General features: G+C 44.6%; 13 protein-coding genes. 9 read left to right on the top strand and 4 right to left on the bottom strand.

Translation table 11 applies throughout. The annotated features are described in order from the left end of the window. Positions 1-178 precede the first annotated feature (178 nt). The 6 genes from IQ270_RS03540 to IQ270_RS03515 all read left to right on the top strand — a co-directional run bounded on the left by IQ270_RS03540 (position 179) and on the right by IQ270_RS03515 (position 4,094). Positions 179-355: a hypothetical protein gene (locus tag IQ270_RS03540; protein ID WP_228056047.1), complete on the top strand. Its 177-nt coding sequence runs from the start codon at positions 179-181 to the stop codon at positions 353-355. A 247-nt stretch (positions 356-602) separates the two neighbouring features. Beyond that, positions 603-2,078, top strand: a complete 1,476-nt coding sequence (gene glgA, locus IQ270_RS03535) for a glycogen synthase GlgA (RefSeq protein ID WP_193971881.1) — start codon at positions 603-605, stop codon at positions 2,076-2,078. Between the two features lie 286 nt (positions 2,079-2,364). Further along, positions 2,365-2,736 (top strand): DUF4342 domain-containing protein, encoded by a 372-nt coding sequence (locus IQ270_RS03530; RefSeq protein ID WP_193971880.1) that lies wholly within the window; start codon positions 2,365-2,367, stop codon positions 2,734-2,736. Positions 2,737-3,011: 275 nt separating this feature from the next. Further along, entirely contained in the window at positions 3,012-3,344 is a 333-nt protein-coding gene (locus IQ270_RS03525; protein ID WP_193971898.1) for a hypothetical protein, read from the top strand. Continuing rightward, complete coding sequence (locus tag IQ270_RS32195) at positions 3,316-3,453, top strand: deaminase domain-containing protein (RefSeq protein WP_193971879.1); 138 nt, start codon at positions 3,316-3,318, stop codon at positions 3,451-3,453. The genes IQ270_RS03525 and IQ270_RS32195 overlap by 29 nt, the downstream gene beginning before the upstream one ends. Before the next feature lie 167 nt (positions 3,454-3,620). Then, complete coding sequence (locus IQ270_RS03515; RefSeq protein ID WP_193971878.1) at positions 3,621-4,094, top strand: SMI1/KNR4 family protein; 474 nt, start codon at positions 3,621-3,623, stop codon at positions 4,092-4,094. Between the two features lie 97 nt (positions 4,095-4,191). Here the strand turns inward: IQ270_RS03515 and IQ270_RS03510 are convergent, their stop codons facing one another. From IQ270_RS03510 to IQ270_RS03500, 3 genes are all read right to left on the bottom strand, one after another. Next, entirely contained in the window at positions 4,192-5,514 is a 1,323-nt protein-coding gene (locus IQ270_RS03510; RefSeq protein ID WP_193971877.1) for a serine hydrolase, read from the bottom strand. Positions 5,515-5,790: 276 nt separating this feature from the next. Further along, positions 5,791-6,141 carry a hypothetical protein gene (locus tag IQ270_RS03505; protein WP_193971876.1) on the bottom strand — a complete coding sequence of 117 codons (351 nt, stop codon included), beginning with the start codon at positions 6,139-6,141 and terminating at the stop codon, positions 5,791-5,793. 31 nt (positions 6,142-6,172) lie between these two features. Next, complete coding sequence (locus tag IQ270_RS03500) at positions 6,173-6,319, bottom strand: hypothetical protein (protein ID WP_228056046.1); 147 nt, start codon at positions 6,317-6,319, stop codon at positions 6,173-6,175. 390 nt (positions 6,320-6,709) lie between these two features. Between IQ270_RS03500 and IQ270_RS03495 the strand changes: the two genes are divergently transcribed. The 3 genes from IQ270_RS03495 (at position 6,710) to IQ270_RS03485 (ending at position 10,635) form a co-directional block, all read left to right on the top strand. Continuing rightward, positions 6,710-8,575: an AAA-like domain-containing protein gene (locus tag IQ270_RS03495; RefSeq protein WP_193971874.1), complete on the top strand. Its 1,866-nt coding sequence runs from the start codon at positions 6,710-6,712 to the stop codon at positions 8,573-8,575. A gap of 116 nt (positions 8,576-8,691) precedes the next feature. After that, positions 8,692-9,642, top strand: coding sequence for a phytanoyl-CoA dioxygenase family protein (locus IQ270_RS03490; protein WP_193971873.1), 951 nt, complete (start codon positions 8,692-8,694; stop codon positions 9,640-9,642). Positions 9,643-10,035: 393 nt separating this feature from the next. After that, on the top strand, positions 10,036-10,635 hold the full coding sequence (locus tag IQ270_RS03485) for a Uma2 family endonuclease (protein ID WP_193971872.1): 600 nt from the start codon (positions 10,036-10,038) through the stop codon (positions 10,633-10,635). Between the two features lie 20 nt (positions 10,636-10,655). Here the strand turns inward: IQ270_RS03485 and IQ270_RS03480 are convergent, their stop codons facing one another. Continuing rightward, positions 10,656-11,408 carry a 5-formyltetrahydrofolate cyclo-ligase gene (locus tag IQ270_RS03480; protein ID WP_193971871.1) on the bottom strand — a complete coding sequence of 251 codons (753 nt, stop codon included), beginning with the start codon at positions 11,406-11,408 and terminating at the stop codon, positions 10,656-10,658. Positions 11,409-11,451 lie beyond the last annotated feature (43 nt).

Below are 11,451 nucleotides of genomic sequence, written 5' to 3'. Positions count from 1 at the left end.
GAAGAATTTAGCGAAATAATATGGGAGCAAATTGAAAGGGGTAGTGAAGAAAATATCCCGGGTTTTAGGATGGTTCGCAACTTGTTGAGCAATCGGAGATTTGATAGATAAAAGGTAATGGATTTGACAAATTAATTCAATTTTTTCAAAATCTGGAAAAACAGGCGACGGTTACTGTTTGGCGCATCACCGCGATGAATCTGTGATGGTGATTGTGGCTGTACCTGGGGAACGGTGGGAATTTGAATTTTTGAGTGATGGTTCGCCGGAGGTAGAGAAGTTTGTCAGTAATGGAGAGATTGCTGGTGAACAAGCTTTGAGTGAGTTATTCGATCGCTACTGGAAGACGAGATAAATGGCGATTTGACTCAAAAAATTGAGTTGACAAATGCGAGAAAATGATTGATGTTTTGCGGAATTTGCGATCGAACTACTGCAATGCCGAAACGATATGGCCGCCCGCAACCGACTCAAATTCGGCTGCTGGGAATGAATATCGCCCTTTTATGCCCAATGGCCGACTTGCTGATCTGCCGAGAAATCATATACTTTGTCAAGTTAAGAAAATATTTTTTTGATTCATCTAGGAGCGAGTAAAAAAAATGTACATCGTACAAATTGCCTCGGAGTGCGCCCCCGTCATCAAAGCAGGGGGTTTGGGTGACGTAGTTTACGGTTTGAGTCGGGAATTGCAGAATTCCGGCCACTCCGTCGAGATTATTCTGCCCAAGTACGACTGCATGAGGTACGACCACATTTGGGGGCTGCACGAGGCCTATCGGGATCTGGCGGTGCCTTGGTACGGCGGCGAAATCCTTTGCGATGTCTACTGCGGCTGGGTGCACGGGGTGTTGTGTTTTTTCATTGAACCTCGATCGCAAGACTATTTTTTCAACCGGGGCTGTTATTACGGTTGCAACGATGACAATATGCGGTTTGCATTTTTCAGCAAAGCTGCTTTGGAATTTTTGCTCAGAAGCAACAAGCGCCCGGATGTGATTCACTGTCACGATTGGCAAACTGGCTTGATTCCAGTCATGCTGTTTGAAGTTTACAAGTACAATTGGATGGAAAATCAGCGAGTCTGCTATACCATTCACAATTTCAAACATCAAGGTATGGGCGGTAGCGAGGTTTTGCGGGCAACGGGTTTGAATCGAGATGATTATTATTTTCAGTACGATCGCCTGCGAGATAATTTTAACCCTTTTGCCATCAACTTTATGAAAGGTGGCATTGTCTACTCAAACTTTGTGACGACGGTTTCGCCGCACCACGCTTGGGAAGCTCATGTGGGCGAGTTCGGCTACGGTTTGGGCCACACTTTGCATTTGTATCAAGATAAGTTTCGCGGGGTGCTCAACGGCATTGATTATGACGTGTGGAATGCCGAGAGCGATCGCTATATTCCGCAGCACTACACTGCGAAGGATTTGGCAGGAAAAGCCAAAACTAAAAAAGCTTTGCGCGATCGGCTGTTATTGCGCGATGCTGACAAGCCTCTGATTACCTTTATCGGTCGTTTGGACGACCAAAAAGGCGTTCACCTCGTCCACCACGCAATTTATTACTCTCTGAGTAAAGGAGCGCAATTCGTGCTTTTGGGTTCGGCGACGGAAGCGGGAATTAACGCACATTTCCAGCACGAGAAATGGTTTTTAAATGACAATCCCGACTGCCATTTGGAACTTGGTTTTAATGAGGAACTTTCGCACTTAATTTACGCGGGTGCGGATCTGATTGTGGTGCCGAGCAATTACGAACCCTGCGGGCTGACTCAGATGATCGGGTTGAGGTACGGTACTGTTCCTGTGGTGCGGGGTGTGGGCGGTTTGGTGAATACGGTGTTCGATCGCGATTACGGCACCAGCCACCCCCCCGAAGAGCGCAACGGTTACGTGTTTTACCAAAGCGATTACTGCGCTTTAGAGTCGGCGCTCGATCGGGCGATCGGATTGTGGTATGACTATCACGATGAATTTGAAAAGCTGATGATTCAAGGTATGAATTGCGATAATTCGTGGAAATATCCAGCTAAAGACTATGTGGAAATTTACGAACTAATTCGACACAAATAAGTTAGTCAGTAGTCATTGGTCATTAGTCATTAGTCATTAGTCATTGGTCATTAGTCATTGGTAATTGGTAATTGGTAATTAGTGATTAGTCATTCGTAATTGGTCAACTGTCAACTGCCAACTGCCAACTGTCAACTGTCAACAGAAATAATGTTTTGAGTAAAAAGGCGGGTGCGGAAAATACGAATGCAGATTGTAGGGTTTTCTTGCCTGTCGGTGCGAAGTGCGATCGTACAAGATAGAAGTATAGAAATTAAACGGCTGGTGTTCGCCCGCCCTACACAAAATGAACTCACAACTAGAACAACAAGTAACAATCATGCAAGACGAAACAGCAGCCGCAGCCGATTCAGCAAACCCAACGGTTGAAACACCTTTATTCGCCTCAGAATTTGCAACCGAAGAAAAAGTCAGAGTAGAAGAATTTAAGATTAGCGCCGACAGTTTAATTGGTAAAGTCAAAGAACTAATTCAGCAAGGAAAACTCCGCCGCCTCGTCATCAAAAACTCGCAAGGGCGGACTTTGGCAGACATTCCGCTGATGGCGGGATTGGTAGGCGGTGTTGCAGGGAGTGTAGTCTTTCCAATTGCTGCTGCACTTGGCGCAGTTGGGGCAGTTGTCGCTCATTTGACTGTAACTGTCGAGCGCCCAGAATAGTAGTTTGTCCGCAGTCATTTGTCCTTAAATCATCTAATTTGTAATTGCGCGACGAGAGAGCAATCCCAGAGTTGGGGATTGCTCTTTCGTCGCGTAATGGTATTACTCTTGTTACTAGACTCTGCGAAAGTAACGCATATCTTGAGGCTCTGCTTCGCTGCTTCGAGTCTCATTTTACCGGAGGTAGAGGCTAGAAACCAGAGGATAACCTAATTTTTAGGGTGAAGTATTCTGCTAGTTTAAGTTTTTTTCCCAGATGACTTTGCTACAATAGAATGGGGCTACTGAAAAGTTTTACCCCATATAATTATCTCTATTTTAAAAAAATGCAAGAACGGATAACTCGTATCGATATAATACGGGAAGAGCTAGGAGTGTCAGCCTACAAAAACATTGCTGTTGCAGACTTTCAGATTGGGAATGATAGTGACGAATTGATAGCCGTCAGCGGTCGTTCGACTCGTCCCGGCACAGTTGGTTTACCAGACGAGCCATTATTTAAGACTTTTGAAGTCCCACCCGGACATTCACGAGGCTATGACAGCGAATACAAACTTCTTGAGGAAGTGGCATTGAGATATGTTCAAACACTTCTGGATTCAAGGTAACGTAAATCTATGGACGGAAAGAGAACCCTGCGATTCCTGTTGTTACGCAATCGAGCAATTTCGTAGGCTGTTTCCCAATATCAGACTGACGGTAAACCATACAATGTAAACTCAGCAAAATCTACGCACAGCCAGATTTTTAAAGTGGGGATATCTCAAGGTTGGCGTTGCTGAATAGGGTTCGGAAATCTGTAAGAGCAATCCTCCCAAGAATTGCTCCCATCGCCAACACACTCCGGGGCGCCCCGGAGGTATTACTTAAAGGATGTAGTAGCTATGTACTTAGATCGAGTTAAAAAACAACTGATAGAACTAAAACTCATAAGGCAAGATGAACTTGTAGGCTGTACCCCCGATGAGGTAATGGCTATCCAGCAACAGTTGGGGATTTCTCTGCCCCTCGCCTATCAAGAATTTCTGTTATCTATGGGGCGTAGTGCTGGTAAATTCTTGCGGGGTTCGGACTGTTTCTTGAATCATTTACCTCAACTTCAGGAGTGGGCTGTTGAGTTATTAAATGAAAATAACTTTCCTGAATCCTTAGCAGATGATGCCTTTATTTTCTTGATGCACCAGGGCTATCAATTCAGCTTTTTTAGATTATCAGAAGGCGCAGATCCCCCGATTTACTCTTATTGCGAAGAAACTAACCAAATTGATTTCATTAAAAGCCATGAAAGTTTTAGTAATTTTTTGGTGACAGAGGTCGAAATTCATGCGAAGTATTTGATGCCTGTTGCTACCAAGTAATGACTTCACATACAACAGAATCTCACCTTACTGAAGTCAGAGCCTCTTGGTATTCATTCCCAGGCCGAGCCTGGGAATGAGAGGAAGAGGAAATGATTTAATTCGATACTTTCGCCGAAGGCTGATCTAAATAATTATAAACAATCCGCGAAATTCGACGCACAAAATCTCTGACAATTGGGTCATTGTAAGGACGTTTTACAAAAATTGCTGCTAAATAACGCTTGCCGTTAGGCATATCAATAATCCCCGCATCGCCCACCACAAAACCGATATCTCCAGTTTTGTCGGCAATCACGGCTCCCGCCCCTAAACCAGAAGGCAACAATGTTCTCGTTGTAGTACGCCGCAATAATTCTAAAGCCTGTTCTCGACTCGATTCCGAAACTAATTTCTCGCGAGATAACATAGATAGCAACTTTACCATATCCACAGAACTGGTGGTATTTGTTCCTTGAAAATCGCCTAACCAGTTGCGAATTTTCGTATCAGTTAATCCCCAAGTACGAAAACGTTCGTTGAGTTTAGCGATTCCTCCCAAACGTTCGATAATCATGTTGGTGGCTGTATTATCGCTGATCGTAATCATTTTATCTACGGTTTCTCTGATGCTAAACCGAGTGTTATCTGGTTCGTCCTGCATGGTTCCAGAACCGCTGGCCACTAAGTCCGACTTCATAACTAATGTTTCGTCCAAGCTAACTTTGCCTGCGTCTACATCTTGATAAAATGCAATTAGGATTGGCAGTTTGATGGTACTCGCCGCCGGAAATACTCGATCGCCCTTGATATCCAAATATTCTCCTGTATCTAAATCCAGAAAAAACATTCCGGCACTCAGGGAGCTGTATTGGGCGATCGCACTTTCAATCTGAGGCTTAATTGCGCTCATTTCCAAACCCGTTCGCATCTCCAAATCAGCAGCATAGTTTCTCTCAATTCCTGAAGCAACAGTAGGCGAAACTTGACGTGGTTTTTGTTCTACCTGGGTAATAGCTGTTGGTGGAAAAGACTCGTTACCGGAGATTTGCTCTGGATTGGGCAACTGAAACGACCAGCGGGTTGCAGATTCTCTAATAACTCGGACTTTTTGCGGGTCTAGCTGATAGCCTGGAGTTAATTGTATCACTAATCTGGTAGTTTCGCGATCGAATTGCCCGATTCTAATTTGTTGAATAGCTGAGTTGTAGCTTTGAGGAGTTTCGGGATATTCCAAGACTATTCCCGGTAAATCAATTACTAAGCGGGTGGGATTGGCGATTAATTTAACTTCCGGCTGAACTCCAGAATCTGTGGTTAAATTCAGTTGATTTTGGCGGGTGTCGAAGTGCCAGGATGTTAGTGTATCAGCTTTTGCCGGTAGGGCGATCGACAAAACACTAATTAAAGTCGGCAACAGCCATCGCAGTTTTAAAGTCATTGTGTGAGGAGTAAGAGTTGAACGGCTGCAACGAGAAAGCGGTTGGAACATTGTTCTCAACCGCTTTCGAGGCGAACCACCTAGCATCATACAGTTAAGTCTTGCCCGCACCCGTATTTTTTATTATTTTCTTTAAGAATATTCGGTTTCCTGGAATTAGAGCGCATCCGGTTCTATTAAACCTGTTTATTCTCATCTCGCATCCATCTGAAAGTTCATTCAGCCGGAAATTGTATTCGCAGAATTGTTGTTTCCTCGGCGCGAATTGTATTTGTTTTAGAGTACAAATTCTAGTTGTGCGATCGCCAGATTTCTCGCATCTTCGATGGAGTCGATCGCACTTTCGGCAAAAATTTTGCTTTTCGCGACAAATCGGCGATCGCTCAAATGGTCGTAAGCTTCCCAATTACCGCTAACTTCGCGATCGTGCCAGAGAAACCAGCCGCGGTAGATTTCCCCGCTATCTATATCATCGCACAGAACCAGCCAATCATCCCCCGTGAGAGCGCTGTCATCTAACGCTATCAATTCAACCCAGGCTAATGCAGTGCAGGCATCGATCGCCTCAGCATCAACCAAGTCAGAGTGTGTAGCGGTAGGTTGCGGCGAACAAAGTGTAGATTTCATAATTTCTCCTTAATTAAATCAATAAATTTCCTTATTTATGCAAAAAAGCGGGTATAGCAAGTGGGAAAACGTTGTTTTGATGAGTTTCTGGTTGATCGAATTTACCAGCGGCTGATGCTTCTGTTAAATTATTAAGTGTATTAATTGTGAAAATTGCTGCGGTTCCTAAAGCTGCCATTCCCAGTCTGTGTAAGATTTTACTCATTGTGACGATGCTCCTTTTTGGCTCGATGGATTCTGCGAGTGTAGGGTGTGTCAGAGTTAATATTTGACGCGAATCAGACAGTTTGTTTCTGCGGCACCCTTGGGTTTTGATGTATCTACTCTAAAAAATTAAGTGATTCCGGGCGGGGGAGATTGGGGAGTTAAGAAAAGTTTCTGGTTTTCAAATATATTCAACGGTTGAAGCCGTTATCAGGACAGAGTTTGAGGAGTCGATCGCCCAAAAACCCTGCCGCACTAAAATTCCTTAAATTCCGGTTAGGTGACTATCTGCCTCAAAATCGCCTAAAATAGGGACTTAAGACGTTAAACTTTCTAAATTCGTTCCCCTTTCAGTGCAAGCGAAGTGCTCAAGTCAAAACGATCTCGCGGCCGCATTCTCACAGTGTCCGGCTTAAAAAAACTTAACGAGGCGCTCCAAGAATGGTCTGACAGACTTAACATTAGAGGTACTCTGACGGAAATCGAGGCTGAATCTGGTGTCGGTATCGATACAGTCAGCAAAATTAAGCAGGGTAGAGAAGGTGCGGATCTCAGCAAGCTGCGACAGTTGTTCGCGGCTTTCGATCTGGCTCTGGCTGCTGGCGATCACCGATCGGCTAAACTAGACGATGCCGAAGATGTTGGCGAGTCGGACAATTTACCCGTTGCCGGGGAAACCGCCAGCAGCAGCAGAAGTGTTAAAGTATTTGTCAGTTATCGCAGCGCCGAACCCGATCGCGAGTTAGGAAAACAGTTGGAAACGGCCTTAAGTGCGATCGGTCATACAGTCTTCACAGCCGAAAATAACATTAAATTGGGAGATAATTGGTTCGAGCGCATTAACTTCTTCCTCAAAGAATGCGATTATTTGCTGTTGCTATTGCCACCAACGGTCAGCCAAAGCGAACTGCTAACATATCAAGTTCAGCAAGCAAAAGAACTGCAAGACTCTCGCCCCGACAAAAAACCAGGAATTCTCCCCATCCGCGTCGGTTTCCCGCTAAACGCGCCTCTCAACCACGACTTGCGGGGCTATCTGTACCGCATCAAACAGAGGGAATGGCAAACAACAGCCGACACTCCAATTCTGATCGAAGAAGTGCTGGATTTGCTAGCCGAAACACCCGCATTATTCACAGAAGAACCGGAAGATTTAACCGAAAACCAAGTATTAGAAATTAGCAGCGACGAAATACCCCAACCCGTCGCCGAACCGGAATTACCGGGTGGACAAGTCGATGTCGCCTCTCAATTTTATGTAGAACGCCAACCCATTGAAGAACGCTGCTATCAAACTATTTTGCAACCCAGCGCCTTAATTAGAATCAAAGCACCGAGACAAATGGGCAAAACATCCTTGATGGCAAGAATTTTGCATCACGGAGTCAGTCAAGGTTATTGCACCGTGCCGCTAACTTTTCAGTTAGTTGATAAAGGCATATTTGCCAACTTAGATAAATTCTTAAAGTGGTTTTGCGCTTATGTGGGGCGCGAGTTGCACTTAGCCAATCAATTAGACGATTATTGGGACGAGATTTTTGGCAGCAAAGTCAACTGCAAAGATTACTTTGAAAAATACATCTTGCCGCAAATCGACAGTCCTTTAATTTTAGGATTGGATGAGATCGATCGCGTTTTCCAATATCCCGATATTGCCGAAGACTTTTTGGGATTGCTGCGGGCGTGGCACGAAGAATCGAAGCGGCGCGACATCTGGAAAAAACTGCGATTAATTGTAGTTCATTCCACCGAAGTTTACATTCCGATGAACATCAATCAATCGCCTTTCAACGTCGGGCTGCCCGTAGAGTTGCCGGAATTCAACCCGCAGCAAATCCAAGATTTAGCAGCGCGCCACAATTTAAATTGGTCGGATGCAGAAGTTGGGGAGTTGATGGCAATTGTTGGCGGTCATCCGTATTTAGTGCGAGTTGCATTATATCACATTTCGCGATCGGATTTGACCCTTGATGAATTAAAAGAAACTGCTGCCAGCGATGCGGGAATTTATAGCGACCATTTGCGCCGGCAGTTGTGGAATTTAGAAGAATATCCAGAGTTGGCGCAGGGGATGAGAGAGATTGTGGCGGCGGATTCTCCGGTGCAATTAAAGGCGATGCAGGCGTTTAAATTAGATAGTTTGGGGTTAGTGAGATTGCAGGGAAACGAGTGCGTGCCGAGGTGCGAACTGTACCGCCAATATTTTAAAACTAATTGGGGAGTTAATTAATTTGATATTTTAGCTCCTTAATGACGTACAATCAGCAGTAGGGGAAAGATCGGGACAAATATCGCAAAAAAGCGATCGCCCTTTCCCCTGTGCAGTATCAACGTAAAATAGGATCGATGACTGAAGAAACCGTCACTCTGAGAAAGTCTCTTGACTTAGATAAATTAATTCCACTTCTGCCACAAGCAGAAGATATTAACTACTGGCGCGAGCTCAACCCCAATTCAACTATTTCCGATCGACCATTTGAAGGCTTTTCAGAATTTGGGGGAATCCCAAAAGCAGAACTTGACGAGTACAGGCTGCAACTGCGAGAAGAAGGCTATTTCCAAACACCTAGCGTCATACCTGCTGCTACTATTCACCAGATGCGCGACTGTATAGAAAATGTCCGAAAAGCTGGGTTTCCGACAATGTTTGCCCTCGTCTACGATGTCTTCTATCAAGCATTTGGTTACTTTAACTCAACCTTGACAGGAATTTTGGGAAACGGCTACAAGCTAGTTCCAAATTTTTGGGTTTATTACATAGAAACTTCTGACAGCGGCAAAGGATTTGAGCCTCACCGCGACGCCGAGTACGAAAATACTATAGACTCCAACGGTATGCCGACAGTGCTTACTCTCTGGGTGACAATTACTGAGGCCAATCCCCTCAATTCATGTATGTACATGATTCCGGCAAACCGCGATCCAGAGTATGCGGAAGCTATCAAAAATCTCCAGACAAAAGCTACTAAATTTGCCTTGGAAGATATCCGGGCTTTACCTACACAAGCTGGTACTCTATCGTGCTGGGATCAATACGTTTTTCACTGGGGAAGCCGCAGCAGCAGTCGGGCTAAATCGCCTCGAATTAGCTATGCCGTATATTGTCAGCGAGGGGATATTCCACCAGTTGATGATGCGATTGTCGATATCCCATCAGTCCTTGATTTCCCAACGCGGTTATCTCTGATTTGCAGAGGTTTGTATCGCTATTCTTACGCCAGTTTACAGCCATCCCCACAGGCGGAAGCACTGTTAGATTTCTTGAGGAAGCATACGGCAAGTCTGAAAAAAACTTAATATAATTTCCCCAAAAAGCCCGTCATCTCAATAGCGGTTCCATCGGAATGATTTAACCGCAGAGGACGCAGAGTACGCAGAGTCTCCAGAAGAGAGAGAGATGGGGATAACTAACCTGGATTTGGTATAATTTCTGTAATTAATAATCAGGTGAACGGTGGTCGTGAACGATATTTTTTTGATAACTTCCGATAATTGGCTAGACTGGATAGCCGTGTTTGGTTATCTAGGTTTTACTGCTTTCATTACATGGCGCGTGTTCACCACAAAGTAGATGTATTATGAAATTACCTTCTTCCTCTTCTTCTTCTTTCTTACTTTGCGTCCTTCGCGCCTTTGCGGTTCGTTAAATAAACAGTAAAATAAGACAATAATCAACTAGCCCATACAGTTATGTCGCCTGTTGAAAGTGTCGCAGCAATCCCGAACGATTTGATTTTGCGCTTGAGCGTCAAGCAGTATCATGCTATGATTCAAGCTGGCATTTTGGCGGATGACGACCCAGTAGAACTGCTGGAGGGATGGCTTGTTTTCAAAATGCCCAAAAATCCACCGCATCGAGTAGCAACTCGCCTTGTCAGAACAGCTTTAGAGAATATTTTACCTCCCGGATGGTATGTTGATTCCCAAGAACCAATTACGCTGCAAAATAGCGAACCAGAACCGGATATAGTTGTTGTCCGAGGGGATACGCGACAGTATATCGATCGCCATCCGGGCGCTGAAGATGTTGCTATAGTCATTGAAGTATCTGATACAACGCTTGGGCGCGATCGAACTGTAAAAAAACTGATTTATGCCCGCGCCGGAATTGCGATTTATTGGATTGTGAATCTTGTGGAAGGACTGGTTGAGGTGTACGATCGACCTTTGGGAGATTCCGAACAACCGGATTACGGGCAAATGTTGATTTACGGGCGATCGGCTGTTGTACCGATTATTATTGAAGGAAAAGAAATTGGGGCGATCGATGTAGATGCTATTTTGCCTTAATTTTGATGGAAAGCTATTTGCTATTTGGTTAATTGCGCTTGTAACTTTCGCAAAATCGGAATTTGTGCCAACTGTTCCGATCGCAAACTATCCCAGTTTAACCCAGTTGGACGCGGATAACTTGTATTAGTCTCAATTACCTCGTCAGCAGTCACAATCCAATCCAACGGCCAATCGTGAGCCTGCATTGGCAATCGCGAATCTTCGACTATTTGCAAAGGATGCACAGTTGTCACAATCGGCGTGTCGATTTCTACTAATCCGAATTCTGTCAACATTGCCAATTCCAAATCCGCAAATCCTGCACCTTTTCCGGTTCTTCCGCCGCTGCGCCCCGCCGCTACGCAGCCGACTATTACTAAATCAATTGGTTCCATTTCTGCAAAACTTACCAATTTGCCGCAAGCGAGTGCTTTGCGGGCAATCGCACCTTCAGCAATAGATACACTTTGTCTCTGTAAATCCCCAGCAGTCAACTCAACAAAACAGCGATCGTCTGTCAAGCGCGGTACTGCCATATACAGGCATTTTCCGTCTTGCAAAGCCCGCATCCGTACCGGAATTTGTGGCGAATCTGGATTGCACTTAATCGTTTTTGCCTGTTGCCAAATTGGTAAATCTGCCAATTTTTCGGCCGCCACCTGTGCACCAACAAAATTGGGAATATGACCAAATGAATCGCCAACAGATGCGGCTTGCTGCTTCAGCAAAGACCAAATTTCCGTTCTTAACTTGTCTTTTTCTTGATGATATCCAATCCAATCAGTTTTCATCTTATATTATGGTAAAATATATCAGACAAAATTTTACTTGAAT

It is taken from the genome of Microcoleus sp. LEGE 07076 (assembly GCF_015207455.1).
Taxonomy (GTDB): Bacteria; Cyanobacteriota; Cyanobacteriia; order Cyanobacteriales; family Microcoleaceae; genus Microcoleus.
Note: the sequence above shows the minus strand (reverse complement) of the source record. Positions and strands in the feature narration are given on the sequence as shown.

Bases quoted from the DNA above. Each gene is read 5' to 3' on its own strand.
- IQ270_RS03525 (WP_193971898.1), top strand. From the start codon at position 3,012: ATGGGGCTACTGAAAAGTTTTACCCCATATAATTATCTCTATTTTAAA.
- IQ270_RS03505 (WP_193971876.1), bottom strand. From the start codon at position 6,141: ATGAAATCTACACTTTGTTCGCCGCAACCTACCGCTACACACTCTGAC.
- IQ270_RS03515 (WP_193971878.1), top strand. From the start codon at position 3,621: ATGTACTTAGATCGAGTTAAAAAACAACTGATAGAACTAAAACTCATA.
- IQ270_RS03510 (WP_193971877.1), bottom strand. From the start codon at position 5,514: ATGACTTTAAAACTGCGATGGCTGTTGCCGACTTTAATTAGTGTTTTG.
- IQ270_RS03480 (WP_193971871.1), bottom strand. From the start codon at position 11,408: ATGAAAACTGATTGGATTGGATATCATCAAGAAAAAGACAAGTTAAGA.
- IQ270_RS32195 (WP_193971879.1), top strand. From the start codon at position 3,316: ATGTTCAAACACTTCTGGATTCAAGGTAACGTAAATCTATGGACGGAA.
- IQ270_RS03485 (WP_193971872.1), top strand. From the start codon at position 10,036: ATGTCGCCTGTTGAAAGTGTCGCAGCAATCCCGAACGATTTGATTTTG.
- IQ270_RS03530 (WP_193971880.1), top strand. From the start codon at position 2,365: ATGAACTCACAACTAGAACAACAAGTAACAATCATGCAAGACGAAACA.
- IQ270_RS03500 (WP_228056046.1), bottom strand. From the start codon at position 6,319: ATGGCAGCTTTAGGAACCGCAGCAATTTTCACAATTAATACACTTAAT.
- IQ270_RS03490 (WP_193971873.1), top strand. From the start codon at position 8,692: ATGACTGAAGAAACCGTCACTCTGAGAAAGTCTCTTGACTTAGATAAA.
- glgA (WP_193971881.1), top strand. From the start codon at position 603: ATGTACATCGTACAAATTGCCTCGGAGTGCGCCCCCGTCATCAAAGCA.